A 21987-nucleotide genomic window follows, 5' to 3' on the forward strand; every position below is an offset into this window, starting at 1 on the left:
AAGACCAGACAGCGCAGATAACGACGCCGTTACCAGCCTCAGGATTGCCGGCCCTTGATCGGTTGTCGCACCCGGGCCTTGGCCGTGCAGGCTTCGCCAAGCCGACGCCGCTCCAGCCAGGGTTGTACCACGCTGAGCCATAGTTCGCGTGTGCCCATGATCCATATCGAGATGCCGAAGGGGATCAGGAAGTACAGGATCCGGAACACTACCAACGTCGCCAGCAACGCCTCCTTGCCGAACTGCGGCAGCGCCACCAGCATCGCGGCGTCGAACACGCCGATGCTGCCGGGCGCATGACTGGCAAAGCCGAGCAGCGTCGCCAGGATGAACACCACCGCCAGCGAAACGAAGTCGATATGCGGCTCGGTTGGCATCAACAGATACATCGCCAGCGCGCAGAACCCGAGATCGACGACGCCGATCACGACTTGCAGCAGCGTCAGCCGGGCAGACGGCAAAACGACCTTCCAGCCGTTCTGCCCAAGCTCGCGGCGACCCTCGCCCATCAGCAGCCAGACGAAATAGGCGGCGATGCCGGCGAGGCAGCCGAGCGCGATCAGCCGGTTCATCGCCGGCGGCAGCAGGTCCATCGCCGTTGCCGCCTCGGGATGCCAGGCCATGCCGCAGCCGAGCACAAACAGATTGCCCAGCCAGAAGGTCAGGCCGGAGAGAAAGCAGATTTTTGCGACATCGATCGCGGTCAGACCGTAGTCGGAATAGATCCGGAACCGGATCGCACCGCCGGTAAAGACGGTGGCGCCGATGTTGTGGCCGATGGTGTAGCTGGTGAAGCTCGACAACGCGGCGATGCGATAGGGCACGTGCGTCTTGCCAATGGTTCGCAACGCAAAGAAATCATAGAAAGTCAGCGTGCAAAACGCGCCTACCACGCACAGCGCGGCCAGCGCGATCCGATGCGGGGCGATGTCGGTGAGCGCAGTCAGGATAACCCCGGTATCGACCCCCTTGAGGGTGTGAACCAGGTGCGTAATCGCAAGACCGATGATGAGTAGACTCGCAGCGATACCCAGCCGTTTCCAGCCGATCTTCTTCTTGAAGCCACGCCCGAGCGCGGTCAGCAGCCGATGCATTCATCCTCCCGGCGGGCGGCAACGTAAATATTAAGGTCTGTCACGACAGGTGACAGTCGACGGTCAGAGGCACCGTTCGCGCAATCCATAAGCCAAAACCGGACCGTTGTGCAGCCCTTGACAAGCATGCCTTTTGGCTTCGTCCGCCACCTTTGTCATACGCCCTACATATGTCGCCGCGTTAACGATTTTGAGTCGCAACGAGGTCCGTTCCGCGTGCTCTTTTTGCCGTTCCGTCGTTCCATCACGGCGTTTTTGAGGTGCTTAGGAACATCCTTTTCAGGAGCCGGTTAGCTTCCCATCAGCGATCGAACATGAAGCGCATGTCAGGCCGGGAAAGGGCCTGCGCCTGCATGTTCCCAACGGAGGACGGCAATGGGACTCTTCACCAAAGACATCAAGACCATGAACGACCTGTTTATCCATCAATTGCAGGACATCTATTACGCCGAGAAACAACTCGTGAAGGCTCTGCCGAAGATGGCGGAAAAAGCGACCGATAAGCAGCTTAAACAGGGTTTTTTGACCCATCTCGACGAAACAAAGACGCATGTGCAGCGCCTTGAGGAGGTATTCCGGATGCACGGCGCCGAGGTGAAGGCGGTCGATTGTCCGGCGATAGACGGCATCATCGAGGAAGCCGACGACGTCGCGGGCGAGATCGCGGACAAGGCCGTGCTGGACGCAGCCCTGATCAACGCAGCCCAAGCCGCCGAGCACTATGAGATCACCCGCTACGGCAGCCTGATCGCGTGGGCGCGCCAGCTCGGGCGCAACGACTGCGCCAGCATTCTGCAGCAGACGCTCGATGAGGAAAAGAAGACTGACACCAAGCTGGCCTCGCTGGCGGAAGGCAAGGTCAACCTGCGAGCCGCAAGCTGATCTCTCCTGTTGAATGAGGCAAAAAGCCGCGCGGGGCCACCTCGCGCGGTTTTTGTCGTAAGGAAACGGTCGGATACATCTATACTTCGATGTTTGACGAAATGTTATGCTGAAACCGACGTCGTTGAATGGCATTGGATCCCCAAATCGAGGTGATCCATGCGAAGCGCTTCGCTGGTAATTGCGGCGGCGTTTTGCTGACCGCTGCTGTCGCGATTCTTTGGGCACGTCGATGAAGCTGTCCAAGATGAGGTAGACCGGATTCGCGAAGCGAACTCGCCGTCACTAAAGCCGCTCCGGAAGCCGTTCCAGGAATGTTTGGCTAACCCGAACTTAACCATCGGCGGGGGGTACTTCCGGTGAGTTTTCAAACCGTTGTTCACCATCCGCGCAAGTGAATTGTGGCGGTTACCTCAAATATACGAATGGAGCCGCAATTACAGGCCACGGGGGAGTCTGTAAATGTACCGCGTTCTAACTTGTCTCACCGCCGAGCATGACTGGCGCCTGGTCGTATTGGCAGGCACCATCTGCTGGCTCGCCAGTGCGGTCGCAATCAGCCTGTTTCATCGGGCCAGGGCGTCCCGCGGCCGAGCGCGGGCGGTCTGGATCGGCCTCGATGCGGCTGTCGGAGGCTGTGGAATCTGGGCCACCCATTTCGTCGCGATGCTGGCCTACGATCCCGGCGCGAGCGCCGGATACAGCATACCCATCACCTTGTTGTCGCTGGTCTTCGCGATAACCATCGTCGCCATCGGCCTCTGCATTGCGTTGTCCAGCGCGCGCCAATCGGTAGTCGCCCTCGGCGGCGCCGTCATCGGCGGCGGTGTCGCAGCGATGCACTATACCGGCATGGCGGCACTTGAGCTTCCGGCGTTCATTGTGTGGTCGCCCGGCATCGTTGTGGCCTCGATTGTGTTTGGCAGCCTGTTCGCGGCCATCGCGCTTCTTGTCGCCGCACGTCGCGACAATCTCGGCCATACCGTGGCCGCCACCGGGCTGCTGACGGTTGCCATCGTTTCGCATCATTTCACGGCGATGGGCGCCGTCACGCTCATTCCCGATCCGACTCTCGGTACCGACGGGCTGTCGATTTCTCCGACCGCGCTTTCGTTTCTGACGGCGGTCGCGGCCTTCGCCATCCTCGGCTTGTCGCTGCTGGCGTCGATGATCGACCGCCGCGCCAAGGGCGAACTCCATGGGCAGAAAGTCCTGCTCGACACCGCACTCGACAACATGTCGCAGGGACTTTCCATGTTCGATGCGGATGGCCGCATCCTCTTGTACAACGAACGCTATGCCCAAATGATGGGACGGACCGGCATGGCTCTCCAGGGTCGTTTGCTGCTCGATGTGCTCCGGCAGCAGAAAGCGGTCAATCGATGGGACGGCGATCCCGATCAGTTCGTCGCCAGCGTGATCGCTGCGGCCAAGGCCGGCAACAGTGTGACCAGGACGGTGAGCCGCAACGGACGTTCGCTTCGCGTCGTCGATCAGCCCATGAAGGGCGGCGGATGGGTCGCTACCTTTGAAGACATCACCGAATGGCAGGCCGCCCAGGAACAGATCTCGCATATGGCGCGCCATGACGCGCTGACCAATCTGCCGAACCGGACGCTGTTCCGCGAGCAACTCGAAAAGGCCTTGCGGCTTGCCAAACGCAGCGATCAGCTTGCGGTGCTCTGTCTCGACCTCGACCACTTCAAGGACATCAATGATTCGCTCGGTCATCCGGTCGGCGACGCGCTCCTGAAGGAAGTCGCCCGTCGTCTCGGCGAATGCATCACCGACCACGACACGGTGGCGCGGCTGGGCGGCGACGAATTCGCGATCGTGCAGTTCTGCAGCGATTGCGATCCATCCGCCGTTGCCTTGCTCGCCAGCCACGTGGTCGAGCACGTTTCCGCGCCCTACGAAATCGCCGGACACCAGCTCGTCATCGGCGTCAGCATCGGTATTTCGCTGGCGCCGGAGGACGGCAAGAATCCTGACGAACTCCTCAAGAAAGCCGATCTCGCGCTCTATCGCGCCAAGGAGGACGGCCGCGGCACCTATCGCTTCTTCGAGACCGGGATGGACGCCCGCGCCCAGGCGCGGCGGCTGCTGGAACTCGACTTGCGCGCCGCACTGCAGCGCGAGGAATTCCAAGTCTATTACCAGCCGATCCGCGACGTCGCCAAGGACGTCGTCGTTGCTTTCGAAGCCCTGGTGCGGTGGAATCATTCGCTACGCGGCATGATCTCTCCGATCAACTTCATTCCGCTGGCGGAAGAAACCGGCCTGATCGTGCCGATCGGCGACTGGGTGTTGCGCCAGGCCTGCATGGACGCGGCCGGCTGGTCGCGGGATGTCGGCGTCGCCGTCAATCTCTCGCCGGTGCAGTTCAAGAATCCCAATCTGGTATTGTCGGTGAAGGAGGCGCTGAAAGCCTCCGGTCTTCCGGCGAACCGGCTCGAGCTCGAGATCACGGAATCGGTGCTGCTGCAGAACAGCGAGGCAACGCTTTCGGTTCTGCACGAGCTTCGCGCCTTTGGCGTCCGGATTTCGCTGGACGACTTTGGAACCGGATATTCATCCCTGAGCTACCTGCGCAGCTTCCCGTTCGACAAGATCAAGATCGACCGTTCGTTCGTCACTGAACTGGCGACGCGCGATGATTCGATGGCGATCGTCCGCGCCGTGACCGGCCTCGGCAAGAGCTTGGGCATCGTCACCACGGCCGAAGGCGTCGAGACCGACGCGCAGTTCGACCTGTTGCGCCAGGAAGGCTGCACACAGGCGCAAGGCTATCTGTTCAGCCCGCCGCGTCCCGCAGCCGAGGTGGAATCGATGCTGTCGAAGGCACGGGCCCGGGTCGTCGCCTAGTTTTCTCAAGCCTTGTTTCTTCAGGCCTTGAGCAACGCGAAATGCGCACCGCAGAACGCCATTGCCGCGCCGAGGCATAGGGCTGCAAGGCCTGCCAGCACGCCCGAAATGGTCGGAACGGGGCTCGGCGCCGAGGCGGCCTGTCCCGCGCCCGCGAGGATCAACACCCCGACGGCGATCAGGAACTGGCGCATCCGCTGCGGAATTTGGCCCGAGGCCGCGCTGTGCATCAGGTTGGCGGTAAAATAGCCGCCGGAAAAGCCGACGGTCGCGATCAGCCACCACGCGATCGCCGCGCCCGCGGGCATGAATTCGCTGGTATCGGACCGCCACAGGCCGCCGAGATCGAGGCCGTAACGCGCGCCCAGCATGTGCACGGCCAGCGCCAGCAGCACTCCGGAAACAATCGCGCCGGCCAGGATCAGGCGGCGCGGAAAATAAGTCGTCTCGGCCATGGCCCGCTTGTAAGGTAAAGCCGGCTCACCGCGCAAGCAGGCGGCTTCAAACGATACGGGATATTTTGGATTGCCGACATCACTACCGAACCAGGCCGGGGAAGGCGAGGGTGCGCGCACGATCAGCTACGTCTACAAGGCGTCACTGATCTCGTCGGCGTATCAGTTCGAACTGACGGAGGCCGGATTGTCGTGGCGGATCGGCCGCCGGTCCGGCGTGTGGCCGTATGCCGATATCGCTTCGATTCGCCTGTCGTATCGACCGATGTCGCTGCAGTCCCGCCGCTTTCGCGCCGATATCGCAAGGACCGGCGGCGGGCGGATCGCCATCCTTTCGACGACCTGGCAGACCGTCTCGTTGATGACGCCGCAGGATCAGGGCTACCGCGCCTTCATCACCGAGCTGCATCGAAGAATGAAGGCGGCAGGCAGCAAGGCTTCCCTGACCGGCGGCATCGGGACGGTGACCTATGCCACAGCGGTTACGATGGTGGCGTTGCTGGCCATCGCCATGATCGGACTTCTCGTCCGGGCGCTTGCGACTTCCGAATTCACCGGCGCGTTGTTTCTTGTCGGCATGGCGATCTGGTTTGCCTGGACCATCGGCGGCTTCATCAAGCGCAATCGGCCACGCAGATATTCGTTCGACGCGCTTCCCGAGACATTGCTGCCGTAACAGGCTTCGCAATCAAGCGACACGAAATGTGATTTCGCGAAGCGCCGCAGGGCACGGCACTCTGTGCAGCATTCCCAATAAACAGGCGAGTTGCCGTGACACCCCCACCGACGCGATCGCCGACGGAAGCCGAGATTGCCGCGATCAATGCGCGGCATCTGATCGAGACGCCGCTACGGCCGGCCGACCTGCTGTTCGTGTTCGGCACGCGCGAGGACGTCGAGGAGCGCGTCGCTGAAGCCTGCCGGTTGTGGCGCGAAGGGTTTTTTCGCTGGGCGATCGTGAGCGGCGGCGTGACGCCAGGATCCGATCTGTCTGAATGCGAGATCATTGCCGGTGCAATGGCCGCGCGCGGCGTTCCGGCCGACATCATCCTGAGAGAGGATCGCGCAATGAACACCGGCGAGAACGTTATCTTCTCGCTGCCGATCATTGACGCCGCGCTCGGGCTCGCCAGCATCCGCAGCGTGATCTGTCTCGGCAATAGCTGGACGGCGCGCCGCTATCCGATGACGCTGCATCGGCATTGGCCGGAAGTGGAGAAGATGCTGGTCATGGTCGACAGTTTCAGGACGCCGCGGGCGCTTTGGCACACCGACGCGGAGTTCAGCCGCCGCATGCTTAGGGAATGGCACAAGATCGAGCCGTACAAGGCGAGGGGCTTTATCGCGGAATGGCCGCGGCGTGAAACGCGCGATCGGTAGCTCTACTCGGTCGTATCGACGTCCTCTTTCGCCGTCAGCATTCCCGAGAGCGTTCGCAGCGCCAGATCGAGCTGCTCGGTGCTCGGGGCGCCAAGCGCCAGGCGGACGGCGTTTGGGGCATGGCCGGGGATCACGGCGAAGGTGGTCGAGGGGGTCAGCGCGATGTCGCGCCGGGCCGCGGCGGCGACGAATGTCTGCGAGCGCCAATGCGAGGGCAAAGTGAGCCAGAGATGGTAGGATTTGGCGTTCGCCTGGATTTCGAAGCCGGCGAGGTACCTGGCCGCCATCTGCTGGCGCCGCGCGGCATCGATCCGTTTCAGGCGTGACAGTTCGGCCACCGTGCCGTCAGCCATCAGTCGTTGTCCGGCGGCAAAGGCAAATCCGGAAGCCGTCCATCCGCCCGAGCGAACCGCGGCCATGATGCGCTCGCGCAGGCGCGGCGGCGAAACGATGAAGCCGAGCGCGAGGCCGGGCGCCACCTTCTTCGATAGGCTGTCGAGCGTGATGCAGCTATCCGGCGCGAGCGCGGCCATCGGCGTTTCTTCGTCGAGAAAGCCATAGACCGTGTCCTCGATGATCGTGAGGCCGAGCTTCTCGACGACGCGCAGCAGGTCGGTCCGGCGCGCCTGCGGCATGGTCATCCCGAGCGGATTCTGAATCGTCGGCTGAACGTACAGCGCCGACAAATGCGCCTCGCGGTGCGCCTTCTGCACCGCGTCCGGACGAACGCCGTTCTCGTCCATCGCGAGCGGCACCAGCGTGACGCCTAACCTCGCGGCGATGTCCTTGATGAAGGGATAGGTCAGCGCCTCGACGCCGCAGCGGCCGCCGCTCGGCACCATCGCCGCCAGCGCCGCGGCGATGCATTGCCTGCCGTTCGCGGTGAAGACGAGTTGATCGGGGGCCGGGGACCAGTCCTCGCGGGAGAGAAACTCGGCGGAAATGGTCCGTGCCGCCTGCGTGCCTGTCGTGGTCGAGTGCCGCAACGCGAGATCGAGCACTTCGGGACGCTCCAGCCCCGCAAGGCTCCTTGCGATCATCACCGATTGCGTCGGCAGGATCGGATAGTTCACTTCCAGATCGATACGCGCGCCGCGCGGCTCAGTCGGCATGGGGATGCCGCGGCGCGTCTCGCCCGAAACGAACGTGCCCCGACCGACTTCGCCGACCACGAGGCCGCGGCGCAGCAACTCGGTGTAGACGCGGCTCGCCGTGGAGACGGCGATCTTCCGCTCATAGGCGAAGCTGCGCTGCGGCGGCAGGCGGTCGCCGGGTTTGAGGCCGCCATTGGCGATCTCGGCGGCGACGGTATCGGCAAGCTTCAGGTACTCGAATTTTGACATTATTGCACCGAGAGCAATGTTTTCCTTGCACCGAGCATTGTATCGGATCATTTTGGAACCATCAAGCCAGAGATTGCACTGAGAGGGGTGCAAACAATCGGTCCATTAAGGTGCAAGCGCTCTCGCAAGCGTTTGCGCCGGCGGCAGCGGCTTGCCGCGTGAAAGCAAGGAGAAGTGCGATGACCACGATCTATTCGACGGCAGGCCAACCTGCTCCCCAAAGCGTCCCGGGCGGATTCTTCCGCGTCCTCGGAAACTGGGTAAACGGCATCGTCACTTATTTTGCGCACCGCCACGCCATCCAGACGCTGAGCGAACTGGACGATCGCGCGCTCCGCGACATCGGCATCGAACGCAGCCGGATTGAATCGGCCGTGCGCGGCAACGTCGATCCGGATTTCGGGCGCATCATGTAAGGCGCCTGGTTTGATCGCTCTGCACATCAAACGGCCCGGTCGATCGACCGGGCCGAATTTGTTTGTCGGATCGCGTACCGCGCAAATTATTCCATCGGAACGGAAATGGCCCTAGTGCCGTACCACCAGCACCGAGCATCTGGCATAGCGCACGACATGGCCAGCGTTGGAACCGAGGAAATAGGTCCGCATCGCCGGCCGGTGCGAGGTCATCACGATCAGGTCGGCCTTGATCGCCGCCGCCTCTTCGAGGATCTCGTGATAGATGCCGCCCTGCCGCACTGCGGCGGAAATGCGCGACGCCTCGATGCCGGATTCCTTCGCCACGATGGTGAGCGCTTCTTCCGAAGTGGCGCGCTGCTGGGCGTCGAAATCGGCCGGCACATATTCCGCCAGCATCACCGGCGTCATCGGCAATACGTTGAGCAGGCGCACCGAGCCATTCCAGGTCTGCGACAGCGTCGCAGCCGTTGCGATTGCGGGCTTGGCCAGATCGGTATCGGCCAGGTCGATCGGCACGAGAATCGACTTGAACATCTGCGCCTCCTGGCTTGAGCCCGTTCGGTCCTGACTTATCAGGATCGGGCTCCAGCCTTTTGTTTTGACATGTTTTCTTTTACGCGAACTTGTTCTCAATTCGCTCGAAAACCGCGTCGTGGAGAGCTTAGCATGGCGGGGGAGGGAAGTCCGCCTGCCTCAATCGTCCAGCGCCTGCTTCAGCAATTTCGGGCTGGTGAAGCGCACGAGTTTGCCGCGCCGGAACGCCACCTCGCTCCAGTCGTCGACCGCAAAATCCAGGATGGCCAGGCCAGCGGTTGGCAGGTTGTCCTCAAGTGACTTCTTCGCCGCTGCGTCGCCGCTGCCGGCAAGCATCAAGGCCAGCTCATGCATGCCGGGATTGTGGCCGATCAGCATCAAGCGCGCGGGATCGGTGACTTCGACCATGCGGATGATCCGCAGGAGCTGCGCCGGCTCGGCGCCGTAGAGTTCGTCGAGCAATTCGACCTGCGGCTGCGGAAGCCGTTCCTGCGCTGCATCCTTCATCGCATCGCGCGCGATCTCCCAGGTCTGACGCGCCCGCACCGCGGTCGAAACCAGGACCGCGTCGGGGAGGGGCGGATGCCGGCCGATCCAGGTTCCGATGGCGGCGGCATCGAGCCGGCCGCGCTCGTCGAGACGGCGGTCCTGGTCATGGCCCGAAGGCGCGGCGTGTTCGGTCTTGGCGTGACGCAGCAGCATCAAACGGCGCATGATCGCGATCTCGATTCGGTCTTAGTCTGGACTAATCTACAAGCTCATGTCCCGGACAAGGTGACAAGCGCAGCAGCGGTCCGTAAGAAACGCCATGCCCGAGACTTTCACAAGTGCGACCAACGGCCCCGACGACGACGCGCCTTTTCGCTCGCGTCTGTCATTCGACCTGGATGTTGACATTTGCGTGGTGGGAGCCGGACTTGCCGGCCTGACGGTGGCGCTGGAGGCTGCGCGCCTTGGGGCCAGCGTGGCCGTGCTCGAAGGCCGCTATGTCGGCTGGAACGCGTCCGGTCATCAGCTCGGCACGGTGATGCCGGGTTACAGTCTTCCGATCGGCGACCTGATCGAGCGCGTCGGCCTGGAGGACGCGCGCGAGCTGTGGGCGATGTCGAAGCAGGGCGCTGATTACGTTCGCGCCGCCGCCACCGAAGAGGCTATGCCGGGAATTGCACTGACCGAGGGCGCGCTGGAGGTCTCCACCGTCGACGCCGGCGAAACGCTGATCAGCCGGCTGCAGACGCTGAGCGAGGATTTCGAGACCGAGGTCGAGGGATGGCAGGTCGACCGCGTTCGCGCTCAGCTCGGGACGGCACGCTATTTCCACGGCATCTATTATCCGCGCGCGTTCCAGATCGACGGCCGCAAATACATCCACGGTCTTGCCGCGCAGGCGAGGCGTGCGGGCGCGCGCATCTTCGAGGATACGCCGGTCGTCAGCATCGATCCGTCGGGGATTCGCAAGCGCATCGTGACGCCGTCGGCGCGGCTCCGCGCATCGCACATCGTGCTGGCCGGCAACGTTCACCTCGGCGCTCCGTTGCGCCGCCTGTCGGAGACGCTGCTGCCGGTCTGGCGCTATGCCGCGGTAACGGAGCCGCTCGGCGAGCGGCTGGGCGAGGTGATCGCGTTCAAGGGGTCGGTGGCCGACAGTGACGGCATCGATCATTTCCGGATCGTCGACGGTGACCGGCTGATGTGGGCCAGTCCGGAAACCACCTGGGAGGCGCGGCCAAGCCGCTTTGGACCCGCCGTTCAGCGCCGCATTGCCACCATCTTCCCAGAGCTCGGCAAGGTCGCGATTTCGGACGTGTTCGGCGGCGCGGTCGGGGTGACCGTGCACGGCATGCCGCAGATCGGCCAGCTGCGCAAAGGACTGTGGGTCGCCAGCGGCTTCGGCCGCCATGGGCTGAATACTTCGGCGATGGCGGGGCAGGTCATCGCGCGCAGCATTCTGTGGGGCGAGGAACGCTGGAAACTGTTCTCGCCGTTCGAACTGGTCTGGGCGGGCGGCGCCACCGGCCGCGCCGCCGGCCATCTGATCGGCCTGTGGGGGCGGGGCCATTCCGCCGCGGCGGGCGCGCTGGCCCGTTACCGCGAAGGCGCCCGCGCCCGGGAAGGCGTGCGCGAGGCGCGATTGGCGGAGGCCAACCGGCAGGCCGGAACCATGCCGCAGCGCCGTCCGCCGGCTGGGCCACGCCCGATGCGTCCACAGCCTCCGCGGCCGGCGGGGGCGCAGGACGGCGGGATCCAGGTTGTCCCCTCGCAGGAAAGTGAGAAAATCCGGGACGGTTCCGTGTAACGTCGGCGCCCGTGGGCCGTACTTGATGGCGAACCGTTACGCCCGCCTCGCACGGAGATTTCCATGATCGACCGCCGTATCCTGCTCGCATCCCTGGCCGGCCTGTTTGGCCTCGCTGCTTTCCGCTGGCTGCGCACCAGCCCGGCACAAGCCGCCGAGAAATTCGAGGTGGAAAAGACCGACGCCGAATGGCGCCAACAGCTCACGCCGCAGCAATATGAAATCCTGCGCAAGCACGGCACCGAGCGGCCGGGTTCGAGCCCGCTCCTGAAAGAAAAGCGGAAGGGCATCTTTGCCTGCGCCGGTTGCGATCTGCCGCTGTTCTCTTCGGACACCAAATATGAGAGCGGAACTGGCTGGCCGAGTTTCTGGAAGCCACTCGACAACGCCCTTGGCGAAACCAAGGACACGACGCTCGGGATGACGCGCACAGAAGTTCACTGCCGCCGCTGCGGTGGACATATGGGGCACGTCTTCGATGACGGGCCAAAACCGACCGGCTTGCGCTATTGCATCGACGGGTTTGGGCTGGTGTTTCACCCGGCTGCTCCGTCGGCCTCGTGAACGGCGCTGCTCGGCAATTGTTGCCCGCCCGGCAAATGTGCCCCGGTCTTCGGACCGGGGCTTTTTTTCTTAAGTCTTTGATTTTTATTGATTTTGTGGTTTGGCACAACGCTTGCGACATCTTCTCACGACGCGGCCTCGGTTTCCCTGGAACGGCGAGCCGCCCGGATCGAATTTGGAGAACATGTCATGGGTATCTTCGGCGCTCTCACCACCGCGGTCGGCGGCCTTCGCGCCAACTCCTACGCGCTGGAAAACGTCTCGGGTAACATCGCCAACTCGCAGACGACGGCGTTCAAGCGCGTCGACACCTCCTTCCTCGATCTGATTCCGCAGACCTCAGCGACCGCGCAACTCGCGGGCGGCGTGACCACGCAATCCCGCTCCACCAACTCGGTGCAGGGCGACGTGCAGACGGCCTCGGTTGCGACCTTCATGGCGATCAACGGCAACGGTTTCTTTGCGGTGCAAAAGCCCGGCAATTTCACCGACGGCACGCCGGTGTTCGACGGCGTCGACCGCTATACCCGCCGCGGCGACTTCCAGCTCGACAAGAGCGGCTATCTCGTCAACGGCGCCGGCTATTATCTGCAGGGCGTGCCGATCGATCCGACCACCGGCAACCCTTCCGGCAGTTCGCCGCAGGTCCTCAGATTCCAGAACGACTTTTTGCCGGCGCAGCAAACCACCAGGATCGACTATCGCGCCAACCTCGCCAGCTATCCGCTGACAACCAAGCATGACGTTGCCGTTCCCGGATCGGAATTGATCATCCCCGGATCATACAGCGCTGGACATAATCCGCTGGCGCTCGGCACGCCTCAGGCGCCCTATACCGACGCCACCAGGAGCGGCACCACTCAGAGCAACAAAGCGACGCCGTCGGTTGCGAACACGGCCGCGACCCTGCTCAGCGGCACGGCACCCTCCAACTCGATCTCTTCCAATTTCGTCGCGGGCGACACCATTACGGTCAACGGCCAAACCCTCACCTTCATGGCGTCGGGCACCGCCGTCGGCGCCAACCAGATCAACGTCGACGACAGCATCGGAACCTTGCTGGGCAAGATCGACGCGCTCCAGGGAACGTCAGCCCCGTACACGTCCACGATCGCCTCGGGCTCGATCACGCTGCATTCCGGCCTCGCCAACAATCTCTCGGTCACGAGCTCGAACGGCACGGCCTGGGCCGCGCTCGGTTTTAACGGTACCGCGACGGCGACGCGCGGCGGCGGCGGCGGCGTCGGCACCGGCCAGGTCGTCGGCAACGACAACTCGACGTTCCTCGGCGAGTCGATAGCGGGTGGTGCGGTCACGACCTACGATGTCTCGGGCGCTCCGGTGAACCTGCAGTTCCGTTGGGCCAAGGTCGACACCGCCTCGCTTGGCGCTGGCCATACCGACACCTGGAACCTGTTCTACCAGGTCAATCCCAACGCAACCGGCACCCAGGTCGCGTGGCAGAACGTCAACACCAATTTCACCTTCTCTGCCTCAGGCCAGATGACGCCGGCGGTTCCGTCCGTGGAACTCACCAATGCCGTCGTCAATGGCGTCACGCTGGGCAGTCCCGTCATCAACTTCGGCACCGGCGGCGTCACTCAATTCGCGGATGCCAATGGCAACGTGCAGGTCAACCAGGTCCAGCAGGACGGCTTTCCGGCCGGCCAGTTGCAGTCGGTCGGCGTAGGCACCAACGGGCGAATTGTTGGCAACTATTCCAATGGCCGCAACCTCGACCTCGCCGAAATCTCGGTCGCGACCTTCAACGGCACGAACTTCCTCAAGCGCGTCAATGGCGGGGCGTTCGAGGTCACCGACGGATCCGGACAGGCGCTGTTCGGTAAGGCCGGAACCATCGTCGGTTCGTCGCTGGAAGGATCCAACACCGATATCGCCGACGAGTTCACCAAGCTGATCGTCACGCAGCAGGCTTACTCGGCCAACACCAAGGTGATCACGACTTCCAACACGATGGTGCAGGATCTCCTGAACGTACTGCGCTAATTCCGCGACGCCGTTCGCGATGCGATTTGAGATGGGCAATTAGTCATGGGTTTGAGTCAAGCTCTCTCCACCGCAATGTCCGGCCTGCGCGCGACGCAAGCCGCGATCGCGCTGGTCGGATCGAACGTCGCCAACGCGGAAACGCCCGGTTACGTCAGGAAGTCGATCATCCAGTCCGCCGGCGTGACCGGCGACTACGGCTCGAGCGTTCTGCTCCACGGCGTCGATCGGCAGCTCGACCAGTATTTGCAGACACAACTGCGGACGGAAACCTCCGGCGCGGCCTATGCCGATATCCGCTCGACCTTCCTTGCCAATCTGCAGAACGTCTACGGAAATCCGGCTGAGACCGGCACCATCGAGGATTCGTTCAACAAGCTGTTGACCGCCTTTCAGGGCTTATCGACCAGCCCAGACTCGCAGTCGGCGCGGATCAGCGCGGTTGCCGCCGCACAGACCATGGCGCAGACGCTCAATGCGGCGACGCAGGGGATTCAAAATCTTCGCGCCAACGCCGAGATGGGCATCAACGATTCCATCGTTACGGCGAACAACGCGATGGCCCAGATCGCGTTCATCAACAACCAGCTCCAGAACAACGGCAAGACGGACGCCGCGACGGCATCGCTTCTGGATCAGCGCGACCAGTACATTACTCAACTGTCGAGTTTGATGGACATCAGAACGGTCGTCAACGACCTCAACCAGGTGACCGTATTCACGAACTCCGGCGTGCAACTGGTCGGCACCGAGGCTGCACAGCTAAGCTTCAATCCGCAGGGCACGATAACGCCAAACACGCTGTACAATTCCGATCCGACGAAGAACAACGTCGGCACCATCGCGATCAATTTCCCGCACGGCGGCAGCTACGATCTGGTGTCGACCAACTCGATCCGTTCGGGCAAGATCGCTGCCTATCTCGAGCTGCGCGACAACACGCTGGTGAAGGCGCAGGCGCAGATCGACCAGTTCGCGGCGTCGATGGCGAGCGCACTGTCGGACAAGACGACGGCCGGCACCGCTGCTCCGGCGTCCGTGATGCCGCAGGCCGGCTATGATCTCGATCTGACGGGCCTGCAATCCGGCAACGTCATCCGCGTCAGCTACAAGGACAACACCACCGGCGTTACGCACAATCTGTCGATCGTGCGCGTCGACGACCCGAGCGTTCTGCCGCTGAGCAATACCGCGACGCTCGATCCGAACGATGAAGTGCTGGGCATCAATTTTGCCGGCGGTATGGCCTCGGTGGTTTCCCAGCTCAACGCCGCGCTCGGGTCGGCTGATCTGCAGTTTTCGAATCCTTCCGGCTCTACGCTGCGCGTTCTGGATGATGGCGCGCCAAACCGTTCTGACGTGCTCGCGGCGTCGGTCACCACGACCATGTCTTCGCTCACCAGCGGCAACCCACAGCTTCCGCTGTTCACGGATAATGGCGGGCTCTTTACCGGCGCGCTCACCGCCAACGGTTCGCAGCAGACGGGTCTCGCCGGTCGCATCAGCGTCAATCTCGGGCTGCTTGGCGACCCCTCGCGCACCATCGTGTTCTCCACCAGCCCGTTGACGCCTTCGGGCGACACCACGCGTTCCGATTTCATTCTGACGCAGCTGCAGTCGGGGAATTATCGCTATTCGCCGCAGACCGGCATCGGGACCACCGGCGCTCCGTTCACCGGCACGCTGGTCAACTTCGCCAAGCAGTTCATCAGCCAACAGGGCGAAGCCGCGACCGCCGCCAAGCAACTCGCCGACGGTCAGTCTGTGGTGCTGAACACGCTGCAGAAGAAGGTGACGGATGCCTCGGGCGTCAATATCGACGACGAGATGGCGCATCTGCTCGCGCTGCAGAACGCCTATTCCGCCAACGCGCGCGTAATGTCGTCCATCAAGCAGATGTACGATACGCTGATGCAGGCCATGTGAGGGTTTCATGTCGATCGATGGCGTTAACGGCAGAACATCCTATATCGGGACCTCGATCCTCAATATCCGTAAGCAACTCGATGATCTGACACAGCAGCTCGCCAGCGGCCGGGTCTCGACGACCTATGCAGGGCAGGGCGCCAATCGCGGCTTTGCGCTCAGTTTGCGCGCGCAGGTCAGCAGCATCGATGCCTTCAAGGATACCGCGACCAACGTCAATACGAGGCTCAACGCCGCCAACCTTGCGCTGCAGGGCTTGGCCGACATCGGCACATCCGTAAAGAAAGCGGCCGGTACGTCGACCATCGTGCTCAACAACAACGGTCAAACCTCCGGCCAGATCACGGCGCAGGCGGCGTTCTCGAACGCGGTGTCGCTGCTCAACAGCCAGACCGGTGACCGCTATCTGTTTTCCGGACGCACCACCGACACATCAGCGACGGTGCCGGCCGACGTCATGCTCGACGGCGTGGGAACGCAGGCCGGGTTGAAGCAACTGATCAACGAACGCCGCCAGGCCGATCAGGGCGTCAGCAACATGGCGCATTTGACGGTCTCCTCGCCGCCGTTGACGACCACCGTGACCAGCCTGGCCGAAGAGGGTTCATCGTTCGGGTTGAAGCTCGGTGCGGTCAGTTCGTCGCTGACGGGGGCGACCGTGACGCAGCCAGCCGGCGCGCCGCCGGCCGTCACCGTCGATCTCGGCGCCGTCAATCCGAACGATGGTGACAAGATCACGTTCAACTTCAACCTACCCGACGGCACCACCGAGTCGATCGCGCTGACCGCGACGACGACGAACCCGCCGCCGACAGGCTCGTTCCTGATTGGCGTCGATACGGTTGCGACCACCGCGAACCTGCAGGCCGCATTGACGTCTTCGATCCAGACGCTGAGCGACACGTCGCTGGTGGCCGCGTCCGCGATCGCGGCGTCCGAAAACTTCTTCAATCCGTCCGCTACCGTCACGGGGACTGCGGTCAACAATCAGGCCACGGTGCCAGGGCCGATCACCGGCGCTACGCTGCTCTCGGGCGCGGCGGGAACGGACTCGCTGGCGGCAAGCTTTGCGGCGGGCGATACGATTACGGTCAACGGCACGCCGATCACCTTCGTCGCATCGGGTGCGACCGGCAACCAGCTCAACATCACCGACAGCGTGCAGACCTTGCTGGCAAAGATCGATTCGATCACCGGCACCGGAACGCCATCGACGGTTACCGGCGGCGTAATTGCGCTGCACGGTGGTGACGGGGCGAGCCTGACGGTTTCCAGTTCTAACGCGGCCGCGTTCGCGGCGCTGGGCTTCAGCGCCACGGCGAGTGCAAATCCGGCGCCGTTGCGTGTCAACGGTCCGCCGTTTGCCACGGCCACCAATCTGATCGGCGGCACATCCGCCAATACCGTCTCGTGGTACACGGGCGAAGTCGGTACCGATTCGCCGCGCGGCACCGCGATCGCGCGCATCGACCAGTCGATCACGGTGCAGTATGGCGCGCGCGCCAACGAGCAGGCGTTGCGCTATCAGTTGCAGAATATCGCGGTGTATTCCGCGGTCACGACCAATGCCGCCAATCCGAATTCGAAGGCGCAGGTGAACGCGCTGCAGCAGCGGATTTCGGCAAACCTGGCGCCACAGACCGGTCAGCAATCGATTCAGGACATGCAGGCGGAGTTCGCCGGCGCACAGAATGCCATCAAGGGCTCGACCGACCGCCAGACCCAGCTCAAGGGAATGGCGCAGACCATGCTCGACCAGATCGAGGGCATCAACCCGGACGAGGTCGCGACCAAGATACTGGCGCTGCAGACCAGCCTGCAGGCCTCCTATCAAACCACGTCGATGCTCTACCAGACCACGCTAACCAAGTACCTGCCGATGTGACGAAAGCTTGTCAGCTTCAAAAGCAAAAAAGGCCTCCTTGCGGAGGCCTTTTCGTTTGGCGAAGTGACGATGGTTATGCGGACTTGCGGTCGGGCTCATTGCACGCCTGGAGCTTTCGGGCGCTTTCGAGAATCTGCTCCTCATGCCCGATCAGCTTCTTGGATTCCTTCAGTGCGTGATAGAGATCGCCGTTCAGGATGTAGTTGTTGATCCCTTCAATGAAGGGCCATGCACTCGGCATCGCGGTCAGGATGTCGCGCACGAGGCTGAAATAGGTCGGATGGTGCGCCATCGGATCCGGTGACAGGTACATGAGCTGCACGGCGAGATAGACCAGCTTGGCCGGCGTGTCGGCGACCTCGGGTGTGAGGATGTCTTTTTCGCGCAGGATCGGAATCCTGTCGCCGTCGATCAGCAGCCTGGCGCGCTGGTCGGTGTTGGTGACCACGCAGGCGCCGATGATGATTCGCTCGTGCGGTTTGAGCTCGACTTTCAAGGCCATGCCTGTTCTCCGTTTGACGCTTTCGCGCGTTGTCGATTGCCCGCCGGCAGATTCGGCATCCTTCCTGATGATGGTTAACCAATGGTGAACATGCGATTAGTGCCCGTCTGGCGGGGCTTTTTCGCTGACGGTCCGTAGGAATACGGAGTGGATTCGGACGCGGCGCTCTTGCGCCAAGCGGGACGGCGACCTCAACGATCAAGGCGGCGGGGAGACCCCGCCGTTTTCTTTCGGGCGAGGATTTCTTCTGGAGTCGCGAACAAAAAAACGTCCGCATGAAGAAAAGCACCGAAGCCGAGAATTTTGGCTTCGATCTTAATTCCATCAGAACCTGGCGGCCGGCATGCTGCCGCAAATATGGATTTTTTGCCGGACTACCAACACAATCGGTAACTCTTGCTAACCATATTTAAAGGCGCCACCTGTATGAAAGTTGGGCAGTTTTTCGAAATCCCGCGGTCCTGCAAACCGCTCCGATCGAGGTTCGTGAATGTCTAATGCAGCCCAGGCCTACGCGCGTACATCTCAAACGACGACGTCCCCCCGTGAAATCGAAGCGCAGGCGCTGCTGAAGGCCGCACGGCAACTCAAGGAAGTCCAGTCCAACTGGAACGGTCCCGACGCGGCCATGCACAGTGCGTTGCTCTTCAATCGCAGGCTTTGGTCGATTTTCATGAGCGCCGTGGAGACCAACGACAATCCTCAACCGATCGAAGTCCGTCAGAACATCGCGAACATCGGTGTGTTCGTGATGAAGCAGACCGTCGACATGCAAATGAATCCGGATCCGGCCAAGCTGAAGTCGTTGATCGAAATCAACTGCAACCTCGCTGCCGGCCTTTCAGGCCGCGGCTGATTCGATTGAGTGTGCCGCTATGGCTGACCTCTGGAACATCATATCGGCCAACTACAAGACGGTGGGATTGACCGTACCGTCCAAGACCCCGTACGTGGCGGTCGATCCCAATCTCTATGAAGGCAGCTGGACTGGAAAATACGCCGATCAGAAGACGTTCAAGATCACGGTCTCGAACGTCACGGGCTTCCGCGCCAAGGTGCAGTACCAGAGCGGCGGCACCAACAAGTTTCAGGAAGTCCTGATCAAGGACAATGCGTTCCGGATCGGCGACACCAAGTTCACGCTGACCGCCCTTGGGAAAGCGGAAATCAAGAACGTCGTCACCGATCCGTCGAGCGGCCAGACCTATCTCGACCAGGCCTACGCATCACGCGCTAGTTAAAATTGGCTCAGGCCTGGCGGTCGGTCGCGCGAAGGCGCTGAGGCGCATCCCTGGTCAGGTCGAGCGTGTGGAAATAAGCGCGACGGCGCAGCACGGCTTCCTCGGGAAACTGCTTCACCACCTGGCTCGTCCTGGTATCGATGACCTGATAGACGACGGCGCGCGCGTCGCGGTCGATCACCACCTGGTTCGACTGGTTCGACACCGAAGCATTCGAAATGGAGACGCGGACGGCCGCGGAATCGGTGCTGGCGCGCGCGCTTGAATCAACCGCCGCGACGCTCTGGCTCGCCGGCAGTTCGGTCGCGACCGCATGTTGTGCCGCCTCGCTCACGTGCTGAACGATCGGCGCGGCAACCGGTGCCCCCACCGGTTTGATGTTGAAATCTGTACTCATGGCAGCCTCCAGGCTTGCGCGAGTCAAATCCCAACCCCTCGTCGACACAATATAGCCCGGCACCTCTCAACGCGGTGTTAGGGAATACGCTCAATTCCGCGCTGCCGCGGACGCGCAAATTTAGCGAAAATTGTAGCCAATTATCGCCTACAGCGAACGGCTGACCGAGAGCGGGGTGATGTTGCGCGGTCCCGGCACGGCGCGTTGTCCCGAAGCGGTATAGGTATTCGGAATGTTCTTGCGCTGGATCTCGGCGTTGACGCCGCGCACGATGCCTTCGGATACCGCGTGCGCGGTCGCAAGGACGGTGAGGTTGATCTGCAGCATCGCGCGGAAGGTGTCGTGGTGGCGGCGTAGCGTGGTCAGCAATTCCGGCGATACCTGCGCCAGATATTTTTGGGCATTCTTCAGATTCTCGACCGCGACCATGTATCGGCGCGACAGCTCGCCCTTTTTCTCCTCCAGACGCATCGCCTCGCGCACATTGCCGGCGCGAACCAGTTCGGTCTCGCGTTCGATGATGCCGAGCAGGCCGCTCATCACGTCCATGAGATCTTCCGCGAGCTTGCGCGCTTCCGCCGGCGTGGAGATCGCTCTTGCTGGTGCCGGCGCGGGGGTGGCCTGAGGACGCTGATTCATTTTCGGGTTTTCCTTTTGGATCAGCCGGCGCGGTTGGCTTGCTGCAGGATCAAGGTGCGGAAGACGTCGTTGGAAATGCCGATGCCGCCGGACTTGGCAAAGGATTTCGAATATTCATCCGTCAGCATCGAGCGCCAGACGCCGGTGCCGGTCGTGTCGCCGAACGGCCCTTCGCCTTTGACGCCGGAGGTCATCTGCGAAAACATCGAGTTGAGGAACATCGCCTCGAACTCCTGGGCCTTGGCACGCGTCTTTTTTTGCGCCTCAGGCGAAATCTTTTTCAGCGCGTCGGCGAGTTGCGGATCGTTGCGGCCGTTGATCAGCGAAGTCTTTTTCTTCGAGTATGCGCCGATGCCATTGATAAGACTCGTGTCCATCACATCACCTCGATGTCGGCCTGGATCGCGCCGGCGGCCTTGATCGCCTGCAGGATGCCGATCAGGTCGCGCGGGCCGATGCCAAGCCCGTTGAGGCCGTCGACGAGCTGCTGCAGCGAGACGCCGTCTTTCACGACCGCGAATTTCTTGCCGTCTTCGCTGACGCTGACCCCCGTCCGCGGCGTCACCACGGTGCGGCCGCGCGACAGCGGGTTGGGCTGGCTGACTTGCGGGCTTTCGGAAATCGTCACGGTGAGATTGCCCTGCGCCACCGCCACGGTGGCCACGCGGACGTCGCGGCCCATCACGATGATGCCGGAACGTTCGTCGATGACGATCTTGGCGGCGAGATCCGGCTCGACCTGCAATTGCTCGATTTCGGTCAGGAAGGCGACGACGTTGCCCTTGAATTCGGCGGGGATCGCGAGCTGCACCGTGGAGGGATCGATCGGCTCGGCGGTCTTGACCCCGAGGAAATCGTTGACGGCCGCCGCGATGCGCTTGGCGGTGGTGAAGTCGGCGTTGCGCAGCGCCAGCCGGACATTGGGCAGGCGATTGAGCGCGAACTCGATCTCGCGCTCGATGATGGCGCCGTTGGCGATGCGGCCGACGGTTGGCACGCCGCGGGTGATCTTGGCGGCTTCGCCTTCTGCCTGGAAGCCGGAGATCGCAAGCGAGCCCTGGGCGACCGCATAGACGTTGCCGTCGGCGCCGAGCAGGGGGGTGACGAGAAGGGTGCCGCCCTGCAGGTTCTTGGCATCGCCGAGCGCGGACACCGTGACGTCCATCCGCGTGCCCTGGGTGCCGAACGCCGGCAGGTTGCCGGTGACCATGACGGCGGCGACGTTGCCGGTGCGGATGGTGGCGCCGCGGATGTTGACGCCCATGCGCTCGAGCATCGCTTGCAGCGATTGTTTGGTGAAGGGGATGTTGTTCAGCGTGTCGCCGGTGCCGTTGAGGCCGACCACGAGGCCGTAGCCGATCAACTGGTTCTGCCGCACGCCTTCGATATTGGCGAGATCCTTGATCCGCGAGGTCGCGCCCGCGGGCGATAGCCCCAGCGCCAGCAGCGCGGCGCAGGCCGCCCAAATCAGTCTTGCCGAACGGATGCCGGGCATCCTGTGCTCCCCTCGAGGTCTTCAACCGGACCGCTGACGCCACTCCCATGACGGCGGTCCGCC

At 62.6% G+C, this 21987-nt stretch carries 22 protein-coding genes; 12 read left to right on the top strand and 10 right to left on the bottom strand.

Features of this window, described 5'->3' with window-relative positions:
- Positions 1-38: 38 nt before the first annotated feature.
- A complete protein-coding gene (locus tag IVB22_RS05250; protein ID WP_247516246.1) occupies positions 39-1094 on the bottom strand; it encodes a YbhN family protein in 1056 nt (351 codons plus the stop codon).
- A gap of 375 nt (positions 1095-1469) precedes the next feature.
- Here IVB22_RS05250 and IVB22_RS05255 point away from each other — a divergent pair, with 375 nt between their 5' ends.
- Positions 1470-1976, top strand: coding sequence for a ferritin-like domain-containing protein (locus IVB22_RS05255; protein WP_247516247.1), 507 nt, complete (start codon positions 1470-1472; stop codon positions 1974-1976).
- 462 nt (positions 1977-2438) lie between these two features.
- Positions 2439-4841 carry an EAL domain-containing protein gene (locus IVB22_RS05260; protein WP_247516248.1) on the top strand — a complete coding sequence of 801 codons (2403 nt, stop codon included), beginning with the start codon at positions 2439-2441 and terminating at the stop codon, positions 4839-4841.
- Between the two features lie 20 nt (positions 4842-4861).
- Here IVB22_RS05260 and IVB22_RS05265 read toward each other — a convergent pair whose 3' ends face one another.
- Complete coding sequence (locus IVB22_RS05265; RefSeq protein ID WP_247516249.1) at positions 4862-5296, bottom strand: hypothetical protein; 435 nt, start codon at positions 5294-5296, stop codon at positions 4862-4864.
- A gap of 70 nt (positions 5297-5366) precedes the next feature.
- On the opposite strand from IVB22_RS05265, the gene IVB22_RS05270 reads away from it, so the two are divergent.
- Together IVB22_RS05270 and IVB22_RS05275 are read left to right on the top strand one after the other, a co-directional pair.
- Positions 5367-5972, top strand: coding sequence for a hypothetical protein (locus IVB22_RS05270; protein ID WP_247516250.1), 606 nt, complete (start codon positions 5367-5369; stop codon positions 5970-5972).
- A gap of 95 nt (positions 5973-6067) precedes the next feature.
- On the top strand, positions 6068-6676 hold the full coding sequence (locus tag IVB22_RS05275) for a YdcF family protein (protein ID WP_247516251.1): 609 nt from the start codon (positions 6068-6070) through the stop codon (positions 6674-6676).
- 2 nt (positions 6677-6678) lie between these two features.
- On the opposite strand, the gene IVB22_RS05280 is transcribed toward IVB22_RS05275, so the two are convergent.
- Positions 6679-8019 (bottom strand): PLP-dependent aminotransferase family protein, encoded by a 1341-nt coding sequence (locus tag IVB22_RS05280; protein WP_247516252.1) that lies wholly within the window; start codon positions 8017-8019, stop codon positions 6679-6681.
- Positions 8020-8198: 179 nt separating this feature from the next.
- Between IVB22_RS05280 and IVB22_RS05285 the strand changes: the two genes are divergently transcribed.
- Positions 8199-8435: a DUF1127 domain-containing protein gene (locus IVB22_RS05285; RefSeq protein ID WP_247516253.1), complete on the top strand. Its 237-nt coding sequence runs from the start codon at positions 8199-8201 to the stop codon at positions 8433-8435.
- Positions 8436-8546: 111 nt separating this feature from the next.
- Here IVB22_RS05285 and IVB22_RS05290 read toward each other — a convergent pair whose 3' ends face one another.
- Positions 8547-8972 carry a universal stress protein gene (locus tag IVB22_RS05290; RefSeq protein WP_247516254.1) on the bottom strand — a complete coding sequence of 142 codons (426 nt, stop codon included), beginning with the start codon at positions 8970-8972 and terminating at the stop codon, positions 8547-8549.
- Positions 8973-9131: 159 nt separating this feature from the next.
- A complete protein-coding gene (locus IVB22_RS05295; protein ID WP_247516255.1) occupies positions 9132-9686 on the bottom strand; it encodes a histidine phosphatase family protein in 555 nt (184 codons plus the stop codon).
- Between the two features lie 94 nt (positions 9687-9780).
- Here IVB22_RS05295 and IVB22_RS05300 point away from each other — a divergent pair, with 94 nt between their 5' ends.
- From IVB22_RS05300 to IVB22_RS05320, 5 genes are all read left to right on the top strand, one after another.
- Positions 9781-11268: an FAD-binding oxidoreductase gene (locus IVB22_RS05300; RefSeq protein WP_247516256.1), complete on the top strand. Its 1488-nt coding sequence runs from the start codon at positions 9781-9783 to the stop codon at positions 11266-11268.
- Between the two features lie 63 nt (positions 11269-11331).
- On the top strand, positions 11332-11832 hold the full coding sequence (gene msrB / locus IVB22_RS05305; protein ID WP_247516257.1) for a peptide-methionine (R)-S-oxide reductase MsrB: 501 nt from the start codon (positions 11332-11334) through the stop codon (positions 11830-11832).
- A 189-nt stretch (positions 11833-12021) separates the two neighbouring features.
- Complete coding sequence (locus IVB22_RS05310; RefSeq protein WP_247516258.1) at positions 12022-13839, top strand: flagellar hook protein FlgE; 1818 nt, start codon at positions 12022-12024, stop codon at positions 13837-13839.
- A 45-nt stretch (positions 13840-13884) separates the two neighbouring features.
- The gene (gene flgK, locus IVB22_RS05315; RefSeq protein ID WP_247516259.1) at positions 13885-15765 is read left to right on the top strand and encodes a flagellar hook-associated protein FlgK; all 1881 of its coding nucleotides are present in this window, start codon (positions 13885-13887) and stop codon (positions 15763-15765) included.
- A gap of 7 nt (positions 15766-15772) precedes the next feature.
- Positions 15773-17650, top strand: a complete 1878-nt coding sequence (locus IVB22_RS05320; protein WP_247516260.1) for a flagellar protein — start codon at positions 15773-15775, stop codon at positions 17648-17650.
- Between the two features lie 73 nt (positions 17651-17723).
- On the opposite strand, the gene flbT is transcribed toward IVB22_RS05320, so the two are convergent.
- Entirely contained in the window at positions 17724-18152 is a 429-nt protein-coding gene (gene flbT, locus IVB22_RS05325; protein ID WP_247516261.1) for a flagellar biosynthesis repressor FlbT, read from the bottom strand.
- Positions 18153-18642: 490 nt separating this feature from the next.
- Here flbT and flaF point away from each other — a divergent pair, with 490 nt between their 5' ends.
- Positions 18643-19008 (top strand): flagellar biosynthesis regulator FlaF, encoded by a 366-nt coding sequence (gene flaF / locus IVB22_RS05330; RefSeq protein WP_247516262.1) that lies wholly within the window; start codon positions 18643-18645, stop codon positions 19006-19008.
- 19 nt (positions 19009-19027) lie between these two features.
- A complete protein-coding gene (locus tag IVB22_RS05335; RefSeq protein WP_247516263.1) occupies positions 19028-19393 on the top strand; it encodes a hypothetical protein in 366 nt (121 codons plus the stop codon).
- Positions 19394-19400: 7 nt separating this feature from the next.
- Here the strand turns inward: IVB22_RS05335 and IVB22_RS05340 are convergent, their stop codons facing one another.
- The 4 genes from IVB22_RS05340 to IVB22_RS05355 all read right to left on the bottom strand — a co-directional run bounded on the left by IVB22_RS05340 (position 19401) and on the right by IVB22_RS05355 (position 21924).
- Complete coding sequence (locus tag IVB22_RS05340; protein ID WP_247516264.1) at positions 19401-19790, bottom strand: flagellar protein FlaG; 390 nt, start codon at positions 19788-19790, stop codon at positions 19401-19403.
- A 147-nt stretch (positions 19791-19937) separates the two neighbouring features.
- Complete coding sequence (locus IVB22_RS05345; protein WP_247516265.1) at positions 19938-20429, bottom strand: hypothetical protein; 492 nt, start codon at positions 20427-20429, stop codon at positions 19938-19940.
- 20 nt (positions 20430-20449) lie between these two features.
- Positions 20450-20806: a flagellar assembly peptidoglycan hydrolase FlgJ gene (gene flgJ / locus IVB22_RS05350; protein ID WP_247516266.1), complete on the bottom strand. Its 357-nt coding sequence runs from the start codon at positions 20804-20806 to the stop codon at positions 20450-20452.
- Positions 20806-21924, bottom strand: coding sequence for a flagellar basal body P-ring protein FlgI (locus IVB22_RS05355; RefSeq protein ID WP_247516267.1), 1119 nt, complete (start codon positions 21922-21924; stop codon positions 20806-20808). Before IVB22_RS05355 ends, flgJ begins: the two co-directional genes overlap by 1 nt.
- Between the last annotated feature and the right edge of the window lie 63 nt (positions 21925-21987).

Origin of the sequence: Bradyrhizobium sp. 190 (genome assembly GCF_023073415.1) — a bacterium.
GTDB lineage: Bacteria > Pseudomonadota > Alphaproteobacteria > Rhizobiales > Xanthobacteraceae > Bradyrhizobium.

Bases quoted from the DNA above. Each gene is read 5' to 3' on its own strand.
- msrB (WP_247516257.1), top strand. From the start codon at position 11,332: ATGATCGACCGCCGTATCCTGCTCGCATCCCTGGCCGGCCTGTTTGGC.
- IVB22_RS05345 (WP_247516265.1), bottom strand. From the start codon at position 20,429: ATGAATCAGCGTCCTCAGGCCACCCCCGCGCCGGCACCAGCAAGAGCG.
- IVB22_RS05300 (WP_247516256.1), top strand. From the start codon at position 9,781: ATGCCCGAGACTTTCACAAGTGCGACCAACGGCCCCGACGACGACGCG.
- IVB22_RS05320 (WP_247516260.1), top strand. From the start codon at position 15,773: ATGTCGATCGATGGCGTTAACGGCAGAACATCCTATATCGGGACCTCG.
- flaF (WP_247516262.1), top strand. From the start codon at position 18,643: ATGTCTAATGCAGCCCAGGCCTACGCGCGTACATCTCAAACGACGACG.
- flgK (WP_247516259.1), top strand. From the start codon at position 13,885: ATGGGTTTGAGTCAAGCTCTCTCCACCGCAATGTCCGGCCTGCGCGCG.
- flbT (WP_247516261.1), bottom strand. From the start codon at position 18,152: ATGGCCTTGAAAGTCGAGCTCAAACCGCACGAGCGAATCATCATCGGC.
- IVB22_RS05265 (WP_247516249.1), bottom strand. From the start codon at position 5,296: ATGGCCGAGACGACTTATTTTCCGCGCCGCCTGATCCTGGCCGGCGCG.
- IVB22_RS05285 (WP_247516253.1), top strand. From the start codon at position 8,199: ATGACCACGATCTATTCGACGGCAGGCCAACCTGCTCCCCAAAGCGTC.
- IVB22_RS05335 (WP_247516263.1), top strand. From the start codon at position 19,028: ATGGCTGACCTCTGGAACATCATATCGGCCAACTACAAGACGGTGGGA.
- IVB22_RS05355 (WP_247516267.1), bottom strand. From the start codon at position 21,924: ATGCCCGGCATCCGTTCGGCAAGACTGATTTGGGCGGCCTGCGCCGCG.
- IVB22_RS05280 (WP_247516252.1), bottom strand. From the start codon at position 8,019: ATGTCAAAATTCGAGTACCTGAAGCTTGCCGATACCGTCGCCGCCGAG.
- IVB22_RS05255 (WP_247516247.1), top strand. From the start codon at position 1,470: ATGGGACTCTTCACCAAAGACATCAAGACCATGAACGACCTGTTTATC.
- IVB22_RS05340 (WP_247516264.1), bottom strand. From the start codon at position 19,790: ATGAGTACAGATTTCAACATCAAACCGGTGGGGGCACCGGTTGCCGCG.
- IVB22_RS05295 (WP_247516255.1), bottom strand. From the start codon at position 9,686: ATGCGCCGTTTGATGCTGCTGCGTCACGCCAAGACCGAACACGCCGCG.
- IVB22_RS05310 (WP_247516258.1), top strand. From the start codon at position 12,022: ATGGGTATCTTCGGCGCTCTCACCACCGCGGTCGGCGGCCTTCGCGCC.
- IVB22_RS05290 (WP_247516254.1), bottom strand. From the start codon at position 8,972: ATGTTCAAGTCGATTCTCGTGCCGATCGACCTGGCCGATACCGATCTG.
- IVB22_RS05260 (WP_247516248.1), top strand. From the start codon at position 2,439: ATGTACCGCGTTCTAACTTGTCTCACCGCCGAGCATGACTGGCGCCTG.
- IVB22_RS05250 (WP_247516246.1), bottom strand. From the start codon at position 1,094: ATGCATCGGCTGCTGACCGCGCTCGGGCGTGGCTTCAAGAAGAAGATC.
- flgJ (WP_247516266.1), bottom strand. From the start codon at position 20,806: ATGGACACGAGTCTTATCAATGGCATCGGCGCATACTCGAAGAAAAAG.